This is a genomic window from Nocardia sp. FDAARGOS_372, from assembly GCF_002554515.1.
Classification (GTDB): Bacteria; Actinomycetota; Actinomycetes; order Mycobacteriales; family Mycobacteriaceae; genus Nocardia; species Nocardia farcinica.
The window spans coordinates 4,790,268-4,809,291 of sequence record NZ_PDDW01000001.1 but is presented as its reverse complement, the minus strand read 5'-3'; the positions used below and the strand labels follow the sequence as shown (position 1 = coordinate 4,809,291).

The 19,024-nt window shown below is 70.8% G+C and carries 21 protein-coding genes; 13 read left to right on the top strand and 8 right to left on the bottom strand.

The genetic code is table 11. From position 1 onward, the window contains the following. Window positions 1-5: 5 nt before the first annotated feature. Complete coding sequence (locus tag CRM89_RS22590; RefSeq protein ID WP_011206656.1) at window positions 6-554, top strand: ferritin; 549 nt, start codon at window positions 6-8, stop codon at window positions 552-554. A gap of 268 nt (window positions 555-822) precedes the next feature. Here the strand turns inward: CRM89_RS22590 and CRM89_RS22585 are convergent, their stop codons facing one another. Genes CRM89_RS22585 through CRM89_RS22570 form a run of 4 tightly spaced genes read right to left on the bottom strand, consistent with a single transcriptional unit; the run spans window position 823 to window position 4,038 of the window. Beyond that, window positions 823-1,743, bottom strand: a complete 921-nt coding sequence (locus CRM89_RS22585; protein ID WP_086840482.1) for a DUF5926 family protein — start codon at window positions 1,741-1,743, stop codon at window positions 823-825. Window positions 1,744-1,800: 57 nt separating this feature from the next. Continuing rightward, window positions 1,801-2,568, bottom strand: coding sequence for a glycerophosphodiester phosphodiesterase (locus tag CRM89_RS22580; protein ID WP_011206654.1), 768 nt, complete (start codon window positions 2,566-2,568; stop codon window positions 1,801-1,803). Continuing rightward, window positions 2,565-3,659 (bottom strand): DUF4328 domain-containing protein, encoded by a 1,095-nt coding sequence (locus tag CRM89_RS22575; protein WP_098086113.1) that lies wholly within the window; start codon window positions 3,657-3,659, stop codon window positions 2,565-2,567. The genes CRM89_RS22580 and CRM89_RS22575 overlap by 4 nt, the downstream gene beginning before the upstream one ends. 22 nt (window positions 3,660-3,681) lie before the next feature. Then, entirely contained in the window at window positions 3,682-4,038 is a 357-nt protein-coding gene (locus CRM89_RS22570) for a rhodanese-like domain-containing protein (RefSeq protein WP_011206652.1), read from the bottom strand. 913 nt (window positions 4,039-4,951) lie between these two features. Between CRM89_RS22570 and CRM89_RS31865 the strand changes: the two genes are divergently transcribed. The 4 genes from CRM89_RS31865 (at window position 4,952) to CRM89_RS22550 (ending at window position 7,649) form a co-directional block, all read left to right on the top strand. Beyond that, complete coding sequence (locus tag CRM89_RS31865) at window positions 4,952-5,152, top strand: hypothetical protein (protein ID WP_228811063.1); 201 nt, start codon at window positions 4,952-4,954, stop codon at window positions 5,150-5,152. Between the two features lie 186 nt (window positions 5,153-5,338). Next, window positions 5,339-5,959: a superoxide dismutase gene (locus CRM89_RS22560; RefSeq protein WP_011206650.1), complete on the top strand. Its 621-nt coding sequence runs from the start codon at window positions 5,339-5,341 to the stop codon at window positions 5,957-5,959. A gap of 204 nt (window positions 5,960-6,163) precedes the next feature. Beyond that, a complete protein-coding gene (locus CRM89_RS22555) occupies window positions 6,164-6,694 on the top strand; it encodes a peptidase (protein WP_098086110.1) in 531 nt (176 codons plus the stop codon). A 136-nt stretch (window positions 6,695-6,830) separates the two neighbouring features. Next, window positions 6,831-7,649, top strand: a complete 819-nt coding sequence (locus tag CRM89_RS22550) for a class I SAM-dependent methyltransferase (protein WP_098086108.1) — start codon at window positions 6,831-6,833, stop codon at window positions 7,647-7,649. 71 nt (window positions 7,650-7,720) lie between these two features. Here the strand turns inward: CRM89_RS22550 and CRM89_RS22545 are convergent, their stop codons facing one another. Continuing rightward, a complete protein-coding gene (locus CRM89_RS22545; RefSeq protein ID WP_011206647.1) occupies window positions 7,721-8,488 on the bottom strand; it encodes an SDR family NAD(P)-dependent oxidoreductase in 768 nt (255 codons plus the stop codon). Between the two features lie 112 nt (window positions 8,489-8,600). On the opposite strand from CRM89_RS22545, the gene CRM89_RS22540 reads away from it, so the two are divergent. Then, a complete protein-coding gene (locus tag CRM89_RS22540) occupies window positions 8,601-9,254 on the top strand; it encodes a TetR/AcrR family transcriptional regulator (RefSeq protein WP_011206646.1) in 654 nt (217 codons plus the stop codon). A gap of 46 nt (window positions 9,255-9,300) precedes the next feature. Here CRM89_RS22540 and CRM89_RS22535 read toward each other — a convergent pair whose 3' ends face one another. The 3 genes from CRM89_RS22535 to CRM89_RS22525 all read right to left on the bottom strand — a co-directional run bounded on the left by CRM89_RS22535 (window position 9,301) and on the right by CRM89_RS22525 (window position 14,021). Beyond that, window positions 9,301-10,017: a TMEM165/GDT1 family protein gene (locus tag CRM89_RS22535; RefSeq protein ID WP_011206645.1), complete on the bottom strand. Its 717-nt coding sequence runs from the start codon at window positions 10,015-10,017 to the stop codon at window positions 9,301-9,303. Between the two features lie 396 nt (window positions 10,018-10,413). Further along, the gene (htpG, locus tag CRM89_RS22530; protein WP_011206644.1) at window positions 10,414-12,372 is read right to left on the bottom strand and encodes a molecular chaperone HtpG; all 1,959 of its coding nucleotides are present in this window, start codon (window positions 12,370-12,372) and stop codon (window positions 10,414-10,416) included. Then, window positions 12,369-14,021, bottom strand: coding sequence for a TM0106 family RecB-like putative nuclease (locus CRM89_RS22525; protein WP_228821842.1), 1,653 nt, complete (start codon window positions 14,019-14,021; stop codon window positions 12,369-12,371). Before CRM89_RS22525 ends, htpG begins: the two co-directional genes overlap by 4 nt. A gap of 309 nt (window positions 14,022-14,330) precedes the next feature. Between CRM89_RS22525 and CRM89_RS22520 the strand changes: the two genes are divergently transcribed. The 7 genes from CRM89_RS22520 to CRM89_RS22490 are packed head-to-tail and all read left to right on the top strand — an operon-like array spanning window position 14,331 to window position 19,009. Beyond that, complete coding sequence (locus CRM89_RS22520) at window positions 14,331-14,963, top strand: DUF6474 family protein (RefSeq protein WP_011206642.1); 633 nt, start codon at window positions 14,331-14,333, stop codon at window positions 14,961-14,963. Between the two features lie 4 nt (window positions 14,964-14,967). After that, window positions 14,968-15,498 carry a hypothetical protein gene (locus CRM89_RS22515; protein WP_098086102.1) on the top strand — a complete coding sequence of 177 codons (531 nt, stop codon included), beginning with the start codon at window positions 14,968-14,970 and terminating at the stop codon, window positions 15,496-15,498. A 36-nt stretch (window positions 15,499-15,534) separates the two neighbouring features. Continuing rightward, window positions 15,535-16,194 (top strand): YcnI family protein, encoded by a 660-nt coding sequence (locus CRM89_RS22510; protein ID WP_011206640.1) that lies wholly within the window; start codon window positions 15,535-15,537, stop codon window positions 16,192-16,194. Beyond that, the gene (locus CRM89_RS22505) at window positions 16,191-16,724 is read left to right on the top strand and encodes a copper resistance CopC family protein (RefSeq protein ID WP_098086100.1); all 534 of its coding nucleotides are present in this window, start codon (window positions 16,191-16,193) and stop codon (window positions 16,722-16,724) included. The genes CRM89_RS22510 and CRM89_RS22505 overlap by 4 nt, the downstream gene beginning before the upstream one ends. Before the next feature lie 10 nt (window positions 16,725-16,734). After that, a complete protein-coding gene (locus tag CRM89_RS22500) occupies window positions 16,735-17,664 on the top strand; it encodes a CopD family protein (RefSeq protein WP_011206638.1) in 930 nt (309 codons plus the stop codon). A 50-nt stretch (window positions 17,665-17,714) separates the two neighbouring features. Then, window positions 17,715-18,554: a class I SAM-dependent methyltransferase gene (locus tag CRM89_RS22495; protein WP_098086097.1), complete on the top strand. Its 840-nt coding sequence runs from the start codon at window positions 17,715-17,717 to the stop codon at window positions 18,552-18,554. Continuing rightward, complete coding sequence (locus tag CRM89_RS22490) at window positions 18,551-19,009, top strand: SRPBCC family protein (RefSeq protein ID WP_011206636.1); 459 nt, start codon at window positions 18,551-18,553, stop codon at window positions 19,007-19,009. Before CRM89_RS22495 ends, CRM89_RS22490 begins: the two co-directional genes overlap by 4 nt. The last annotated feature ends 15 nt before the right edge of the window (window positions 19,010-19,024 follow it).

Sequence of the window (19,024 nt, the reverse complement as noted above, 5' to 3'; positions counted from 1 at the left end):
GGAACATGTCCAGTCATCCGGAGAACCCGCGCAGCAAATTCCACAGCCTGCTTCACGACCAGATCCGGCATGAATTCAATGCCGAACACCAGTACATCGCGATCGCGGTGTGGTTCGACAATGCGGATCTGCCGCAGCTGGCCAAGCGTTTCTACCGCCAGGCGGTCGAGGAACGCAATCACGCCCTGATGATCGTCCAGTACTTCCTGGACCGCGATATCAGCGTCGAGCTGTCCGGCATCGATGCGGCAAAGTCGCATTTCGAGACCGCCCGCGAGCCGATCGCCCTGGCGCTGGCGCAGGAGAAGACGGTCACCGAGCAGATCATCCGGCTCGCCAGCACCGCCAGGGAAGAAGGCGATTACCTCGGCGAGCAATTCATGCAGTGGTTCCTGAAGGAGCAGGTCGAGGAGGTCGCGAACATGACCACCCTGCTCAACATCGCCGACCGCGCCGGGTCGAATCTGTTCGACCTGGAGGATTTCGTGGCCAGGGAGATGAGCGGTCCGGCCGACGCGTCCTACGCCCCGTCGGTCGCCGGTGGCTCGGTGTAATTCCGGCCGCCGTAACCGCGGGAGCAAACAGGCCCGGCTCGTTCGAGGACGAGCCGGGCCTGTCGCATCGTGAAACCGTCCGTCACTCAGCGCTCAGGGAGCTGAGCAGCGTGGTGAGCAGCGCGAGAATGGCGTCCATGATGTTCCTACTTTCCTCATCAGCCGGGTCGGGTTTCCCGTCCCGGTGTCACCTCGCGGCGACGGAACGAACCTAACCCAGGCCGGATCAGAAAGAAGGCGTTTTCACAAACTTTTCGCCACTGATTTCTCAGCGCAGGGTGACCTGCCGCGAGCGCAGTCCGTCGCGGGAACGCCGCTCGTCGGCCGTCAGCGGAGTGTCCACGGCGAGGGCGTCGGCCAGCCGGACGCCGAATTCCCGGGCCGGCTCCACCCATTCGCTGGGATGCCGCTCGGGATCGAGGTCGAACACCGGCACGAGCAGCCCGTGCGTGCGGAACGACCCGGCGAAGCGAGAGCCCTCGCCCATGTGCAGCCCACCGGCGGCGTGCACCCGGGCCAGCGCCAGCATCAGCGCGTCCTCGTCCTCCGGGCGGACCCAGCGCACGTGCGCCTTCTCCCCCGCGTCCACCCACCAGGCGGCGCCGACGACGTCCGCGCCGAGGTCCAGCCGCGCCGAGGGCATGATCGCCTGCTTGGCCTGCTCGATGGTCGCGGCCACCTGCGGGTCCGGGGTGACGCCTTCGGGCACCCACCAGTCGAAGTCCTGGTGCACGGTGAGGTCGAGGGAGGCGTTCGGGTCGATCACGTCGGTCAGGCGCGGCCCGCCCGCGATGCTCTCGACCGAGGTCAGCGAATCCCCCGCCTCGGCCGACTGGGTCCACAGGATCGCGGCCGCCAGGTCCGCACCGGCGTCGGCACCCTGGAACTGCACCTGCGCGCCCACGTAGCCGACCGGCGGTTCCCCGGCGCGCACCAATGCCGCCACGGCACCGGGCAGCACCGTGCCGAGCACGACCTCGCGCTCGGGGGCCACGCCCGGCTGCAACGGCAGCGTCGCGGTGGCCGACGGCACGAACTCACGCAGGGCGACCAGATCGCATTCGGCGGCCAGACCCTCGAACGGCCGGGTGACGACCTGGGCGGCCTGCTCCAGCGCGGCCTTGCGCTCGGCGAGACGCTGGGCCCGGTTCCCTCCGGGCTTCGGACTGTTGCGCTTGCTCTTTCCCACGAGCGCACAACCTACACGGGGCCGATGGCCACACCCGCAACGCGCCCGGCGCGCCGATCAGGCCGCCGCGAGCAGCGCCTTGGTGCGGCCGGGATGGTTGGTCGCGACCCAGCTGACGCCCAGATCGGCGCACAGCCGCACGTCCGCGGGTTCGTCGACGGTCCAGCAGTAGGTGGCCCGGCCCGCCGCGGCCGCCTTGTCCACCAGTTCGGGGTGTTCGCGCAGGGTCTTCACCGAGGGGCCGACGGCGGTGGCGCCGACGGTGGTGGCCGCGCCGCCGCCCAGGTACCGCGACGACTCCCCGAGCAGGACGGTCGGCAGCAGCGGGGCCGCGCGCCGGATCCGCCACACCGCGGTGGCCGCGAACGACATGACCACGGCGCGGGAGTGATCGGCCGAGGCCGGGGTGGCGATGCCGTAGCGCTGTAACTCGGCCAGCACCTTGTTCTCCACCAGGGCGCCGTAGCGCACCGGATGCTTGGTTTCGATGAACAGCTTGGTCGGCCTGCTGCGCCAGTCCAGCACCAGTTCGATCAGCTCGCTGAGGGTGAGCACCGAGGCGGGTGTGCCGTCGGCGCCGAAGTCGAGGGCCTTCAGCTCGGCCAGGGTCATCTCGCTGACCGGGCCGGTACCGGAGGAGGTGCGGTCGACCGTGCGATCGTGCACGCAGACCAGGTGGCCGTCCCTGGTGAGCCGGACATCGCACTCCACGCCGTCGGCGCCCTCCTGCAGCGCGAGTTCGTACGCCGCGAGAGTGTGCTCGGGCAGCGCCGCCGACGCTCCCCGGTGCGCGACCACGAACGGTGCGCGATTGCCCTGGCTCACTTGGCCACAACCTCCTCCTGCGCACGGTCCTCGGCGCCGTGCGCGATCTGTCGATCCTCGGTCACCCGATCCTCGGTCACCCCGGCGTCGTCCGCATCCCGGGCCGCCGCGGCGGCAGGCTCCGCCTCCCGGCGGGCACCGCCCGGGTGCACCGGTTCGATCACCGGCACCGCGGGGTCGGTGGCGACCACCCATCGCCGCGCCATCCTGGCACGTCCGCGCAGATCCCGGCCATCGAAGAGCCGGACCACCGCCAGCGTGAGCACCGCGACGGCCGCCGCGACGGCGTCGGTGAGGGCGGTGAACGCCACCCCGTCGGCCTGCGCCTGCAGGGAGTCGGCGGTCCGCCACAGCAGCGCCGCCGCCACCAGCACACCGTTGCCCACCCAGGCGCACCACCAGATCCGCACCGCCCGCTCGGCGCGCGGATCACCGGTCGCGGTGGCCAGTTCGGCCAGGTAGACCCCCGGCCACAGCAGATTGACCACGGGCACCAGGCAACCGAGCAGGATCGCATACGGCGCGCGCGGATCGGCGTGACCGGTGCGCGCGTAGGTCGCGCGGCGGGTACGGATCAGCCAGCCGGCCAGGGCCACCGCGGTGCCGAGGGCGAAGACGACCGCGGCCAGGCCGGTGGCCCAGACGAAGACATCGGAGAGGGTCAGCACGAACGGATGGATCAGCCGCGTGCGGTTGCGCAGCAGGATCAGATACCGCAGTACCTCGGCCAGGGCCGCCAGCCCGAACAGCCACGCGGTGAGTATCAGCAGGCGTTCGGTGTTGGACGCGAAATCGTCGAGCCGGGACCGGGCCGCGGCGGGTGCGGGCGGTGGCAGATCGTGCAGACCCCAGCGCGGGATCTCCCGATAGCGCGGGGTGGGTGTCGGCGCGGCCGGGCCGATGCCGCCGGGCTTGCGGACGCGGTGGTCGGGCTTGCGGGCGACCCATCGATAGTTGCGGCGTTGCGGTGGCGCGTCGATCGGGCCGGGCGAGAGCAGCACGCCGCGGCAGCGCGGACACCAGTGCAACGGTGTCGACTGGACCGCCCATCGTGCGCCGCATCGCGCACACGGCTGCACCACCGTACTCACCCGTGCACCTCGCCCTTCGTCGTCAGTAGATCTTCGCCTGCCGGTCGCCCTCGGCCACCAGCGGGCGGCCGGTCCGCTGCCAGGCCACCATGCCACCGCTGACGTGCACGGCTTCGTACCCGATGTGGGTCAGGTACTTGACCACCTCGATCGAGCGGCCACCCTGCCGGCAGATCACATAGACCTCGGCGTCGTAGTCCAGCTCGTCGGTGCGCGCGGGCACGTCGGCCATCGGGATGTGAACGGCGCCCGGCGCGTGACCCTGCTGCCATTCGTCGTCCTCGCGCACGTCGAGCAGGATCGCCCCCTCCGGGCGGCCCGTGTCGAACGCACCGGGGACCTCGTCCACCTGCACCGACGGAATTTCGGAGCTAGTCACGGTTTCGATCCTGCCATGCGTGCCACGGCGCCGGGGAGTACCGGGGCAGGGCATGACCAGCGGTAGCGGGACATCCGCCGTACCGGGCCGCGAGTACGGTTACCCGAACGATAGCCGGGCCGTGCCCCGTTCCACCGGACCTGTGCATATCTCCGTCGAAGTTATCCACATAATCCACAACCTGATCCACAGGCGGCCGCTATCGCGGCCCGGCCATTCACAGGATGGAACTATAAGCAAACACGCGGCGAACGACGACGGACGTGCCGGGGAGATCGGGACCCACGCGACCCGGTGAAGCGGGCGTGGCGGACGACCGATCCGGGACTCCCCTCCTGAACATCCCGGAGCGATCATCCGTCGCCGCCTCGGAACCGCGGTCGTGCGGGTCCCGACATCTACTTGGACGCCGGTACCGCCGGTTCGGTTCCACAAAAAAACGAGAACCGTAGCGAATATCGGAAATCCCGGATCGGAGCCGCTGCTCTGGTTAGCCTGGCGCCATGAACCGGAGCAGGGGGTCACGCGATGGATTCGACGCACAGGGACTCAACACCGCGCTGGCCGAGGCCGCCTGCCTCGGCGCCGAGGTCGACACCGACGGCGCCCGGCTCTGCCTCGACCTGTCGGTACTGACACTCGCCGAGGACGAGGCCGCGCCGCACGAACGCCGGGTCCGGCTCACCTTCACCGGCGTCAGCCGGATCGCGGCCTCGCTACGGGTACACGCCTGGGGCGACGTCCCGCCGCAGGTGCTGCCGCTGCGCCTCGAGGAACTGCCGAGGCGATCCGCAGCTTCGGCGGCGCCCGGCTGCACGGCTGGGAGTACATCGACGTCGACGACAGCGGCTGGGCGCTGTGGCGCGAGCTGCTCAGCTTCGACACCACGATCGACAACCGGATCAGCCCGCACGTGCTGGAGTTCTCCCAGGAGGAGGGCATCGACCCGCGCGAACTGGACGTGCGGGTGTGGTTCGACGCGATCACCATTCACGACCCGGACGGCACCGAGATCCCGCTGGCGGAGTTCATCGCCTGCGGCACCCGGTGGTGGCAGGCGCACGACGCGGCCGATCCACGCACTCTGCAATCGGGCATCGTGCCGCAGCTGTAGTCCCGCCCGGCCCGGCCCCGGTGCGATTGACATCGTGCGCACCGCGAACCAAGATCGGCGAGAATTCGTCGGCCGTACCCGGAACACGGGGGCGAGCGGGCGAGTTGGTACCGAGCGGGTGTACGAATGATGGTTGGAAGCGCTCATAATCCGGGCGCCACAGCCCGACATCGAGGAAGGGACATCGTGGCTGAGTACACGCTGCCAGATCTGGACTACGACTACAGCGCTCTGGAGCCCCACATCTCCGGGCAGATCAACGAGCTCCACCACTCCAAGCACCACGCCGCCTACGTCGCCGGCGCCAACCAGGCGCTGGAGAAGCTGGAGGCCGCCCGGGAGTCCGGCGACCACAGCGCCATCTTCCTGTACGAGAAGAACCTGGCCTTCCACCTCGGTGGCCACGTCAACCACTCGATCTGGTGGAAGAACTTGTCCCCGAACGGCGGTGACAAGCCGGTCGGTGAGCTCGCCGCCGCGATCGACGACCAGTTCGGCTCGTTCGACAAGTTCCGCGCGCAGTTCACCGCCGCGGCCAACGGCCTGCAGGGCTCGGGCTGGGCAGTGCTGGGCTACGACACGCTGGGCCAGAAGCTGCTGACCTTCCAGCTCTACGATCAGCAGGCCAACGTGCCGCTCGGCATCATCCCGCTGCTGCAGGTCGACATGTGGGAGCACGCCTTCTACCTGCAGTACAAGAACGTCAAGGCCGACTACGTGACCGCGTTCTGGAACGTGGTGAACTGGGCCGACGTGCAGGATCGCTTCGCCCGCGCCGTGAACCAGGGCAAGGGCCTGGTCTTCTGACCCGGATCCGCTGACAGCTCGACGGTCGCGGCCGCCCCGGCATCGGGGCGGCCGCGACTTTTTCGTTTCCCCGGCCCCGGCTGGCACTCATTGGTACTTGTGTGCCAAATGACCTCTGCGTCATTCTCTGAATCCACGGAAAACGGGCAACCCACGGAAACGGGCAACGGCCGCCCCGGTTCGATACCAGTTCGGGAGGCAGACATGACGAGCAGCGACACCTCGATCGGGATCACCCCCTTCCACTCCCGCGGCTCCCTGCGCGGTTTCGTCATCTCCGGACGCTGGCCCGACACCACCAAGGAGTGGGCCCAGGTGCTCGTGCTCGCGGTGCGAGTCGCCTCGTTGCCCGGCCTGCTGCCCACCACCACCGTGTTCGGGGTGCGCGAGGAACTGCCCGACGATCCTCAGCCGGGCACGGTGGGCCTGGTGATGGCCGAGGGGCCGGTGCTCGGCGAGGAAGCCGTCGAGCCGGGCCGTTTCGCCGAGCATGTGCCGCCCGCCCTGCTGATGCTGCACCCGCCGTCGGAGACGCGCCCCTCGCTGCCGGAATGTGCCGGCGCCGCGTCGGGCTGCGTGCTGCTGCCCGGTGTGCCGCATCTGGGCCTCGAGCACCGAGCCGCCTGGGCCGAGGCCGAATCCGACGGTACGGTGACCTCGCTGGTGAGCCGGGTCGGGCTGGACCCGATCAGCGACCCGGACACCGCGGTGCTCGCCATGTTGCTGGCCGCCTGACGGGAACCGCACGGGGCGCCGATGCGGACCGACGTGCACGCCTAATCGACAGCGACACAGCGTTTTCGGTACTCCCGCCGAGTTTGCGCAAGGGTTACCCGGATAGCCTGTGTCGGTCGAAAGGAACACGGCACACATGTCCGCACATCCGTTCGCGGCACCGGAACCCTGGGATCTGGTCGCCGACGGCTATGCCGAAACCACACACGCTCTGCTGGAACCGTTCTCGGCGCGCGCCCTCGAACTCGTGGCGCCCGGCCCGCACGCGCGGGTGCTCGACGTGGCCGCCGGTCCCGGCACCCTCAGCCTGCCCGCCGCCCGCCAGGTCGCCGAGGTGGCGGCCATCGATTTCTCCGAGGAGATGGTGCGCCTGCTGACCGCGCGGGCGCGCGCGGAGGGAATCGACAACATTCGCGCCACCGTCGGTGACGGCCAGCGCCTGCCGTTCACCGACGACCGATTCGACGCGGCGTTCTCGATGTTCGGCCTGATGTTCTTTCCCGACCGCCGCAAGGGTTTCGGCGAGATGTTCCGGGTGCTGCGGCCCGGCGGGGTCGCCGTGGTGTCGAGCTGGGCGCCGGTACTGGAATCGACGCTGATGCGGATGGTCTTCGCGGCACTGCGCGCGGCCGACCCGTCGATCCAGGAGCCGCAGCCGAACTACCTGAACCTGGAGAACCCGGAGGTCTTCGCCACCGAGATGCGCGAAGCGGGCTTCGCCGGAGTCTCCATCCAGCGGCACACCCACTCGGTGGCCTACGCCGACGGTGCCGATCTGCTCGCGCAGATGGTGCGCGGCAGCGCGCCGCTGACCCTGTTGCGTCGCGAGGTCGGCGAGCGGGAGTGGGAGCGGCGGGCGGCGATCATGCGCGCCCACCTGGACGAGCACTATCGGCCGAACATGCCGTTGACGACCACCGCCCTGCTCGGCATCGGCCACAAACCGGCGGCCTGACACGACGACGGCCGTCGCCGAAGGGAATCGGCGACGGCCGTCGGTACGAGCGATGCTGCCCGGACGAGAGATCAGCGCGGCGCCATGCGCAGCGCGCCGTCCATGCGGATGGTCTCGCCGTTGAGGTAGTCGTGCTCGACGATGTACTGCGACAGCTGCGCGTACTCGTCGGGACGGCCCAGACGCGAGGGGAAGGGCACACCCGCCTCGAGGCCCTTGCGGTATTCCTCGGTGACACCGGCCAGCATCGGGGTGTCGATGATGCCGGGGGCGATGGTGTTCACCCGGATACCGAACTGGGCGAGGTCACGCGCGGCAGGCACGGTCATGCCGTGCACGCCGCCCTTGGACGCGGAGTACGCGATCTGGCCGATCTGGCCCTCGAACGCGGCGACGGAGGCGGTGTTGATGACGACGCCGCGCTGGCCGTACTCGTCGACCGGGTCGGTCTTGGCGATGGCGTCGGCGGCCAGGCGCATCACGTTGAAGGTGCCGAGCAGGTTGACCGTGATGACGGTGCGGAAGAGCTCGAGGTCGTGCGGGCCGTTCTTGGACAGGATGCGTCCGGCCCAGCCGACACCGGCGCAGTTGACCACGATGCGCAGCGGCGCACCGGACTCGACGACCTGCGCGACGGCGGCGGCGACTTCGTCGTTGCTGGTGACGTCGGCCGGGATCAGGGTGACGCCGGCGGGCACGTTGTCACCCGCACGCTCGATCGAGGCGGGGATGTCCAGGCCGAAGACGGTGGCCCCCAGCTCGGCGAAGCGCTTGGCGGTGGCGGCGCCCAGGCCGGATGCACCTCCGGTGATGATGGCGGCGGAACCCGAAATCTCCACGATGGTCCTCTCGTTCGTGACAGCCAATTGGCCCTTCGTCAATGGCACCCTAACCCGTGCCTCGGCCGCCCCCGCCCACGGCTCCCTCCAACCGTCCGGTGAAAATCGACCCATGCAGCGAAAGGCAGGCAGCGCCAGGCAGCTTCCCCGCGGACGCCACGGGCTGCCGCGGGAACAGGTGATCGCCTCACAGCGCGATCGGATCCTGGACGCGATGGCCGACGCGATGGCGGCCGAAGGATATGTGGGCACCTCGGTGGCGGCGGTGCTCAAGCGCGCCGGAGTCTCCCGGGAGACCTTCTACGAGCAGTTCCGGTCCAAGGAGGACTGTTTCGAAGCCGCCTACGAGCGCGCCGTCGAGCGGCTGGTGGCGCGGATCGCGGCGGCGGCGCAGCGGCGCGCCGACGCCCCGGTGGGCCGGCCGGATCTCGAGCGCATGGAACGCTTGCTCGACGCCTACATCGAGGGGCTGGCCGAGGACCCGGCCTATGCCCGGCTGTACCTGGTGGAGGTGTACGCGGTCGGCTCCAAGGCGCTGGCCAAGCGGGCCCAGCTACAGGCCTCCTTCGTGGAGCTGATCGCGGAGGTGCTCGATGCCCGCACCGACGCGCAGCGTTTCGCCTGCGTGGCGTTCGCCGCCGCGGTGAGCGCGATGGTGACCGCCCGGATCGCCGCCGACGATCTGGACGGGCTGCTGCGGCTGCGCGAACCGCTGCTCGACCTGGTGCTGCGCGGCGGCGCGGTGTACGGCGGCGCGCCGGGCTGAGGGCGCCGAGGCTGCCGCCGGCCGGGTCGCGCGTGGCCGCGGCGGACTACTCCGGTCGCGGCACCGCGAGCGGATCGGGCTCGCGGCCGGCGCCGGCGGCGGCCCGCCTGCGCTTGCGGATCAGCATCGCGGCACCCGCTGCCGCGGGCAGCAGCGCCGCCAGCGCGAGGCCCGCGACCGCGGACAGCGCGGGCGCCAGCGCCGACAGCAGCGTGGCGCCGCCGAAGAGCAGGAACAGCAGGCCCGAGGCGATACCGATGATGTGCTCGGGCAGGTGCTTGCCGAGCAGGATGCCCAGCGCGATGGCCAGGCCGTCGGCGGCCACCATGCCGACGGTGGAGCCGATCCACACGCCGAACCAGTGGTTGTCGGTGGCCAGGGCCGCGGTCGCGAACATGGTGCGGTCGCCGAGCTCGGCGAGCAGGAAGGCCGACAGCACCACCAGGAACGGCGCCCGGCTGCTGCGCGGGGCGGGCGGTGCGTCCTCCTCACCGCCGACCAGGTGCTCGCGCAGGGTCCACAGGCCGACAGCGAGGAAGGTCAGCGCGGCCACCAGGGCGATGGCGCGGGTCGGCAGCGCGGCACCGAGGAAGTGGCCGACGGCCACCGAGAGGATGTGCACGCCCGCGGACGCGGTCGCGATCCCGCCGAGCACGACCCACCAGCGGTAACGCAACGCGAAGGTCAGCGCCATCAGCTGGGACTTGTCACCGAGTTCGGCGAGGAACACGATGCCGATGCTCAGCGCGATGGTGGTGATCATGAGTGTGCGTTCTCTTCCGGGTCTCCGGCCCGCCGGCCGAGACGCGGGGCGCTCCGGCCGACAACGGGGTGGTTGTCAGGGCCGAAGGTCTCGCCCACCGGCCTCGGCCGGTTCGTGCGACCGGACCCGTGCCCTGCCGGGCGGCGGATCAGTATGTCGACCGCACGATTGGGGGCTACTCCCCTTCGCTGTCTGCGACCCTACCTCGAGCAACCCGCCCGCGCCAGCGAGCCGACATCGAAAAGCCAATGCGCACAATAAGTTTGGCGGACCAGCCCACGGAGTTCGGTAACCCTTACGCAATTGTCGGCAAACCCCGGCGGGCACCGTCCGGGCGACACGAAAAGGCCCCCGTCCACCGGAAAGTGAACGGGGGCCGAGCTTTTCGGGTGCCGCCTACAGCGTGCGGGTGAGCCGATCGGTGAGGATGTGCGCGAAACGCGCCGGATCCTTCAGCTCGCCGCCCTCGGCGAGCACCGCGGTGCCGTAGAGCAGCTCCGCGGTCTCGGTGAGCTCGGGCACCTTGCCCTCGTCGGCGTCCTGCTTGCGCTGGTCGTAGGCGTCGCGCAGGCCCGTGACCAGCGGATGCGTCGGATTCAGCTCCAGGATCCGCTTGCTGACGGGCACCGGCTGACCCGACGCGCGGTACATCCGCTCCAGCATCGGCGTGAAATCGAACACATCCCCCACCAGGCAGGCGGGTGAGGTGGTGAGCCGGTTGGTCAGGCGCACCTCCTTGATGTTCTCCTCCAGCGTCTTGCCCAGCCAGCTCAGCAGGTCGGCGAACTCCTTGTCCTGCTGTTCACGCAGCGCCTCGGAGGCCTTCTTCTCCTCCTCCGACTCCAGGTCGACCTCGCCCTTGGCGATGGACTGGAACCGCTTGCCGTCGAACTCCGGCACCGAGCCGACCCACATCTCGTCGACCGGGTCGGTCAGGATCAGCACCTCGCGACCCTTGGCCTTGAACGCCTCCATGTGCGGCGAACTCTCCACCTGCTGGCGGGATTCGCCGGTCATGTAGTAGATGGCGTCCTGCCCCTCGGGCATCCGCTCGACGTACTGCGCCAGCGTGGTGAGCTCGGAATCGGAGTGCGTCGAGGCGAACGAGCTGACCTGCAGGATGGTCTCGCGGTTGTCGAAGTCCGAGAGCAGGCCCTCCTTGAGAACCCGGCCGAACTCGCGCCAGAAGGTCTGGTACTTGCTCTGGTCCTCGGCCTGCTGGAGATCCTTGACGGTGGCGAGCACCTTCTTGACCAGGCGCTTGCGGATCATCTGGATCTGGCGGTCCTGTTGCAGGATCTCGCGGGAGACGTTGAGCGAGAGGTCCTGCGCGTCCACCACGCCCTTGACGAAGCGCAGGTACTCCGGCATCAGCTCCTCGCAGTTGTCCATGATGAACACCCGCTTGACGTAGAGCTGCACACCGCGCTTGTGCTCGCGGGTGAACAGGTCGAACGGCGCCTGCGAGGGCAGGAACAGCAGCGCCTGGTATTCGAAGGTGCCCTCGGCCTTGAGCGGGATGATCTCGAGCGGCTCGTCCCAGGCGTGGCTGACGTGCTTGTAGAACTCCTTGTACTCCTCGTCGGAGACCTCACCGCGCGGGCGCGTCCACAGCGCCTTGCGCGAATTGAGGGTCTGCTCCTCGACGATGGTCTTCTCCTGCTTGTCCTCGCCCTCGCCCTCGGTGACGGTGCGCTCGACCTGCATGCGGATCGGCCAGGCGATGAAGTCGGAGTACTTCTTGACGATCTCGCGGAGCTTCCACTCCTGCGTGTAGTCGTAGAGGTGGTCTTCCTCGTCGGCGGGCTTGAGATGCAGCGACACCGCGGTGCCCTGCGGCGCCTCGGCCAGATCCTCGATGGTGTAGGTCGAGGACCCGGCGCTGGACTCCCAGCGGGTGCCGCCGGTCTCGCCCGCCTTGCGGGTGGTCAGCGTGACCTTGTCGGCGACCATGAAGGTCGAGTAGAAGCCGATGCCGAACTGGCCGATCAGTTCCTCGGCGGCGGCCTCGGACTTGGCTTCGGACAGCTTGCGGCGCAACTCGGCGGTGCCGGACTTGGCCAGGGTGCCGATCAGGTCCACGACCTCGGCGCGGGACATGCCGATGCCGTTGTCCCGGACGGTGAGGATCCGGTTGTCCTTGTCGACCTCCAGCTCGATGTGCAGGTCGGCGGTGTCGACGTGCAGATCCTTGTCCTTGAAGGACTCCAGCCGCAGCTTGTCCAGCGCGTCGGACGCGTTCGAGATCAGCTCCCGGAGGAAGGTGTCCTTGTTGGAGTAGACGGAATGGATCATCAGCTCGAGCAGCTGATGAGTTTCTGCCTGGAACTCGAGTTGTTCGACGTGCTCTGTCACGTCGCGATGGTACCGCCGCGACCGAGCGAACCGGCTGCCGGTCGCGGGCCGGCGGCGGCCTCCGCGTCGGCCGCGCCGCCCAGGTCGGACCGCCGGGCGAAGTCGGCGAGCGAGGGCACCTCGAGCGCCGCGCAGTGCGGGTCGGGCACCCGCGGCGACATCCACTCGCGCAGGGTCATGGTGGCGCGCACGTCGTCCTCGTTGTATTCCAGCAGCCGGGTGCGCTGGCCGAGGTCCGGCGCCGCGTCGTAGCCGACGGCCAGCCGGTACCAGCTCATCGACGCCTCACCACTCGCCTCGGGATCGCGCCAGGCGAACCCGGCGACCGGAGCGATCTTCTTCAAGCCCTTGCCGTTGGGGCAGATGAACTGCTCGGTGACGGCCTGGAACATGTCCACCCATTCCGGGCCGTCCACGAAGGCGCGCACCTGCTCGACCGTCGGCACGCCCGGCCTGCCCGCGAACCGGCGCGCCGACTCGTAGAGCCACTTGTCCTCGGCGGTGCGCGAATAGCAGTAGGCGGCGAAGGTCTTGCCCGCGGCATGGGCCTGCGCGCGCACCGTCATCAGCCAGGTCCAGAACTCGCCGAAGGAGCGGCCCTCGTCCTCGGTGGGCAGCGGGTCCCAGGTGACGAACGGGCGGTACTGCCCGTCGAGCAGGGTGCCCCACAGGTAGGCGCCGTGCTCCTGGTAGCTCTCCAGGTCGACGTCGACCTCCACATCGGCGCGGCGGACCCGGACCTGCTCGAAGCGGCGCACCAGCGGCGCGCCCGCCAACCACGCCCGCGCGGTGACCACGGCCTCGTCGAACGGCCCGTGCTGCCAGTCCTCGGGGTCGGGGCCGGTCCAGTCGGCCAGTTCGTCGATGGTGGTGACGCCGTGCGCGCGCAGCACCTCGGCGCGGGAGCCCGGCGCCACCAGGCTCACATCCCGCCGCTGGATCAGCCACTGCTCGCAGCTGGGGCCGCCCATGCCCCTGGTCCACCACGGGCACTGCCTGCACTCGGGCACCTTCGCGGGGACGGTGGGCACCTGCCCGCGCACCACCGCGATGCGGTCGGCGTAGCGGCGGTCGTATTCGGCGAGCAGGGGGGCCACGTCGTGCACCAGGATCCGGTCGAACTGCAGGCCGATGACGCCACCGAGCAGGCCGTGGCTGGCCAGGCCGTGCCGTTGCAGCATCCGGTACAGGTGGGCCAGGCGTTGCTGGTCGCGCGGCTGCTGGCGCAGTTTGCGGGCCGGATCGGGTTGCGGATCCCAGTGGAACGGGTCGGAGGTGGTGGGGTGGAAATCGGCGGGCTCGGGCCTGCGCGGATCGGTGACCTTGTGATTGACCACGATGACCGGGATGTAGCCGCCGCGGTCGGCGTCGCGCAACAGGATCTCCACACCGCCGCGCCGTCCGGTGTCGGGTTCCTGCGGCAGCAGCGCGCCCCAGATGCGTTGCGCCCCCGCGGCACAGGCGCGCACGGTGGCTTCGGCGCGGTCGGCGGCGCGCAGCGCCGGGTCGATGATCACCCACTGCTCGGGTGCGGCGGCGACGAGCAGATCGCGCACCCTGGCCCGGTGCGCGGCGGCGGCCTCGCGGCGCTGGCGCACCCCCGCGTCCTCGGTGACGTCGGCCAGCGCGCCAGGATGCGCCGAATCCATGTGCAGGCGGTGCCTACAGCCGATCAGCGCCCGCGCGTCGAGGTATCCGGCGGACGCGGCGGTGGCGGCCGACCGCTGCCCGGTCGAGCCGTCCTCGTCGTGACCGTCGCGGTCGCCGCTGCCCGAATGCACGTAAGCAGTATGGTCCAGACCCCCGACACATCCGCGAACCGCACTCACCCGGCCCGCGACCGCCCGCTCGCCGCGCGGCGCGGGCGCGACGGGCTCGCAGCCCGGCGGCGCGACCCGATAAGGTGGGCGCGAACCGCGAGGTACCGGGGCAGACAGCAGTGACGGAGGGCCTTTTCGATGGGGTTGTTCACGAAGCGCACACGGCGCCCTAGCCGCCGAGCCGAGGCCAAGGCCCTCAAACACAAGGCCGGGCTGGAGGCCAAGCTGGCCGCGAAGAACGAGCGCAAGGCCCGGCGGGTGGAGGCGCGCACCCAGCGCAAGGTCGCCAAGCAGCAGATCGCCACCCTGAAAGCCGAGGAGAAGGCCGCCGTCAAGGCCGCGGCCAGGGCCGAACGCGATCCGTTCAGCGCCGGGCAGGTCAAGAAGTACATCGGCGTGGCCCGGGTGCTGGTGCCGGTGCTCGCGCCGCTGGCCTACCGCGGCGCCACCTACCTGCGCGGCCAGCTCGACACCCGGCGCGCCCAGCAGCTCGGCATCGGCGTGCATCAGCTCGCCGACTACAGCGGGCACGGCGCCAAGCTGCAGGCCCGCATCGCCAACACCGAGGCCGCGCTGGGCCGGGTCGAGGACAACGGCGAGGAGACGCGCACCTTCGTCGCCGCCACCCGCGACCGGCTGGCGAGCCTGGACACCGCCGTCCGCACCGCCGAGCAGATGCCCGCCGGGCGCAGGCGCGCGGTGCACGCCTCGATCTCCCACGAACTGTCCGGCATCGAAGCCGACGTGCTCGCCCGCCTCGGCGTGCGCTGAACCGATGTCCTCCGGCCCGAGTCTCGGCTGGCCGCGCGGCGGTCTGGTCGGGGCCGTGGTCGGCCTGCTCGGCGTCGCCGCGCACGGTGCGGCGGGCGGCGGGTATCCCGATACCGCGGAACTGGCGCTGCTGCTGATGGTTTCGGCGGCGGTCGGGGCAGCGGCGGTGCCGCGTGCCCAATCCGCCGCCGCGCCGGTGCCGGTGCCGGTCCTGCTCGCGCTGGGGCAGTTCGCCGCGCACGTCGTGCTCAGCGGGTTGTCCGGCCATCCCGCGCACGGCACCGCGCCGACGGCCGTTCCGTCCGGCTGGATGATCACCGCGCATGTCGTGGCGACCGTGGCCTGTGCCGTGCTGCTGGCGAGTGCGGAACGCCTGTACCGCGCCGCGTCGGGCACGATACGCGCCTTGTTCGGCGCCCCGCGGCCACCCGCTCCGGTGGCCGTGCTCCCGGTGCCCGCCGTGGGCCGGCGCCACTACCGCAGTGTTCCGAAGGGCGTCGCCGCGCCGCGCGCGCCGCCGGTGTGGTCGTCGTGAACCCACCATTCCCCTTCGGACAGAGAGCTTTTCCTCATGCGTAGTTCCCTTTCGCGCGCCTGCGGTACGGCGGTGGCCGCCGTGGGCGTCGTGCTGCTCACCGGCGGCACCGCCGCGGCGCACGTCACCGCCGACGCGCCCGGCGCCGCCCAGGGCGGGTACTCGGTGGTCACCTTCCGGGTGCCCACCGAGTCCGAGACCGCCGCCACCACCGCGCTGACGGTGACCCTGCCGAACGTGCGCAGCGCCCGCACCGAACCACTGCCCGGGTGGACGGCCCGGGTCGACCGCAACGACAAGTCCGAGGCGGTGTCGGTCACCTGGACCGCCGACCCGGGCAACCCGGGCGTGCAGCCCGGGCAGTTCCAGCGCTTCGTCGTCTCGATCGGCCCGCTGCCGAGCGCCGAGACCGTGAGTTTCCCGGCCGAGCAGACCTACAGCGACGGACGAGTCGTCGCCTGGAACCAGCCGCCCGCCGCCGACGGCAGCGAGCCCGAGCACCCCGCACCCACTCTCACCCTGGCCACGGCGCCCGGTGATACCGCCGCCGACGGCCACCACGTCGGCACCGAGGCCGCACACGCCGACGACGCGAGCGACGAGACCGCCCGCTGGCTCGGCGGAATCGGCTTGGCGCTCGGCCTGTTCGCGGTCGCGCTCGGTCTGGGCACCGTCATCCGAGGACGGCGCGCATGACCGCCCGCCTGCTCCGGATCGTCCTCACCGCGTTGCTCGCGGTCGGGCTCGCACTCACGGCGGGCGGCGTGGCCGCCGCGCATTCCAGCGCGGTCGGCAGCGTGCCCGAGAACGGCGCGCGCGTCGACAAGGGCCCGGAGCGGATCAGCGTCACCTTCAACGAGGACCTGCAGCCCAACTTCCCCTCGCTCACGCTGGTCGGCCCCGACGGAAACCTGTGGTCCAGGGGCGAACCCACGGTCGAGGGCAAGACGGTGAGCGTCGCCGCCGGCGAGCTCGGCCCGGCGGGCGAGTACACCATCGCCTTCCGCGTCACCTCCGCCGACGGTCACCCCGTCAGCGGCACCCGCACCTTCACCCTCACCACCCCCGGCACCGGGACGCCCGGTGACCGCGCCGACGCAGCGGCCGAGTCCGCGAACGGCGACGGCGGTGTGCCGCTGTGGGTGTTCGTCCTGGGCGCCGTGGCGCTGTTCGGCGCGGGACTCGCCGTGGCGCTGTTCGGCTTCCGGGGCCGGGGTCGCGGCTGAGCGGGCCCCGGTGAGCGCACCGACGACCGGGCGGGACGCCGCCGCGCTGCTCGCCGTCGTCCCCGCCGGACTGCTCGGGGTCGGGCTGGCCTGGCTGCTGGCCCGCCCCGATCCGGCTCCGGTCGCGGGTGTCGTGCGGGTGCTGGCCGATTGCGCGGGCGCGACCGTGCTCGGCCTGGCCGCGCTGCCCCGCCTGCACGACCGGTTGCGTCCGCCCTGGCTGGCGCTGGCGGTGCTGGGCGGCGTGTGGTGGGTCGCCGAAGGCGCGGTGCTGCTGTTCGAAGCGGCCGACGTCGTCGGCGTGCCGGTGGGCGAGCTGGACCCGCGGCGCTTCGGCACATACCTCACCGGGGTCAGCGGTGGCCAGATCGGCGTCGCCGTGCTCGTGGGCACCGCCGTCCTCACCGGGTACGCGGCCCTGGCCTACCGCCGCGGCGACGACCCCTCCCCCGACCTGGTCCTGGTGTTCGCCGCGGTCGCCCTGGCGCTGCGCCCCGTCACCGGCCACATGTCCCAGCAGCCGCTCGGCTCGATCCTGGCCGCCGTGCACGCCCTCGCCGCGGGCACCTGGTTCGGCGTCCTGGTGGCGCTGGCCCTGGTCGTCCGCGGCCGGCGCGAATGGGCCGCGACCCTGCCGCGCTACTCCGCGCTGGCCGTGCCGCTGGTCGCGGTGGTCGGGGTGACCGGCATCGTCAACGGCCTCATCCGCCTCGGTGGCCTCACCGCGCTGCTCGACACCGGCTACGGCCGCATCCTGCTCGCCAAGGCGACCCTGCTGGCCGTCCTGCTCGCCCTCGGCTGGTGGTGGCGCCGGGACTGGGTCCGCCGCGCCGCTGACCACCGCATGGACGCCGCCGCCTCCCTCCGCCGCGCGGTGCTGGAGGTCGCGGTGATGGCCGTGGCCTTCGGCTTGGCCGCCGTCCTCGCGGTCACCGCCTGACCGATTCGGCTGTCCCGGCGGGAACTGTTGAAAACCATTACCATCAGTGCGTGGCTCAGGACGATCGGTTCACCCGTGCATTCGACACCGCCGGAAGCGATTTCGATCGCCTCGGCGTACATCTGTGGAACCCCATCGGGTCCGCGACCGTGGCGGCCACCGCGCCCAGGCCCGGCGAGCGGGTGCTGGATGCGTGTTGCGGCACGGGTGCGTCGGCGCTGCCCGCGGCCCGCGCGGTCGGGGCGGGCGGCCACGTCGACGCGGTGGACCTCTCGGCGGCGTTGATCGGCGAACTCGCCCGTCACGCGGCGGAATTGCCGCAAGTGCACACGCATGTGGCCGATGCGACCACCTGGCCGCACGACGGCTACGACGTGGTGCAGGCGGTGCTGGGCGTCTTCTTCTTCCCCGACATGGCCGCGGGCACCGAGCACCTGATCTCCCGGGCACGGCCCGGCGGCCGGGTGGGGTGCACGATCTGGCGGCGTGGGTCGATGGTGCTCGCGGGCAAACATCTGGGAAACGCGATCGCTGCGGTCACCGGCACGCCGGTGCGGGAGCGGCCCGAGCATCCCGTCGATCGGATCGACAACGCCGAGGCCTTCGGGTCGTGGCTCACCGAGCGGGGACTGACCGATGTCACCGTCGTCGAGCACCCGCTCCGACTGGCACTGACCCCCGAGCTCGCCTGGCTGATCGTCACCGGCTCGGGCTTCGTCGGCGCGTTGGCCGACCTCGACCCCGACCAGGTCGCCGCCGTGCACCGCCGCTACCTCGACTCGCTGGCTGCCGCCGGCGTCACCGACATCGACGCGACCACGCTGATCGGTGTCGGGACTCGCGTTGCGGCAAACTCCCCGCGTACCAGGGCCGATACAGTGGCCTCATGACCGTTGTGAAGATCGTCGGCGAATGCGCCGCTTCGGCCGAGTCGGCGTTCCGGTATGTGAACGACTACCGCAACCTGCCGCGGTTCCTGCACGGCATCCAGTCGTTCACGCCGGTGGGGAGTCGGACCGAAGGGGTGGGAGCGGTGTTCGACGGGACGATGAAGCTGGGCCCGGCGACGCTGCACTCCCGGGTCGAGGTGGTGCGCTGGGAGGAAGGCGCGGCCATCGGCATCAAGTCGATCAAGGGCTTCGACCTCGAGTCGACGTTTCTGTTCCATCCGCGCGGGGAGGACCGCTCGACGGTCGACGCCATCGTGGACTACCGGGTGCCCGGCGGGCTCGCGGGCAAAGCGCTCGGCCGCACGATCGAGCCGTTCGTGAAGATCGCGGTGAAACACACCAACGACAACCTGCTCCGCCAGATCGCCGAGTTCCACGCCCGCGGCGCGGCCTGAGCCGGTGATGGGATG

Excerpts from the sequence above, each read along its gene's own strand:
- CRM89_RS22555 (WP_098086110.1), top strand. The coding sequence starts at position 6,164 with ATGACGAGCAGCGACACCTCGATCGGGATCACCCCCTTCCACTCCCGC.
- CRM89_RS22490 (WP_011206636.1), top strand. The coding sequence starts at position 18,551 with ATGACCGTTGTGAAGATCGTCGGCGAATGCGCCGCTTCGGCCGAGTCG.
- CRM89_RS22540 (WP_011206646.1), top strand. The coding sequence starts at position 8,601 with ATGCAGCGAAAGGCAGGCAGCGCCAGGCAGCTTCCCCGCGGACGCCAC.
- CRM89_RS22550 (WP_098086108.1), top strand. The coding sequence starts at position 6,831 with ATGTCCGCACATCCGTTCGCGGCACCGGAACCCTGGGATCTGGTCGCC.
- CRM89_RS22590 (WP_011206656.1), top strand. The coding sequence starts at position 6 with ATGTCCAGTCATCCGGAGAACCCGCGCAGCAAATTCCACAGCCTGCTT.
- CRM89_RS22505 (WP_098086100.1), top strand. The coding sequence starts at position 16,191 with ATGACCGCCCGCCTGCTCCGGATCGTCCTCACCGCGTTGCTCGCGGTC.
- CRM89_RS22510 (WP_011206640.1), top strand. The coding sequence starts at position 15,535 with ATGCGTAGTTCCCTTTCGCGCGCCTGCGGTACGGCGGTGGCCGCCGTG.
- CRM89_RS22520 (WP_011206642.1), top strand. The coding sequence starts at position 14,331 with ATGGGGTTGTTCACGAAGCGCACACGGCGCCCTAGCCGCCGAGCCGAG.
- CRM89_RS22525 (WP_228821842.1), bottom strand. The coding sequence starts at position 14,021 with ATGGATTCGGCGCATCCTGGCGCGCTGGCCGACGTCACCGAGGACGCG.
- CRM89_RS22515 (WP_098086102.1), top strand. The coding sequence starts at position 14,968 with ATGTCCTCCGGCCCGAGTCTCGGCTGGCCGCGCGGCGGTCTGGTCGGG.
- CRM89_RS22535 (WP_011206645.1), bottom strand. The coding sequence starts at position 10,017 with ATGATCACCACCATCGCGCTGAGCATCGGCATCGTGTTCCTCGCCGAA.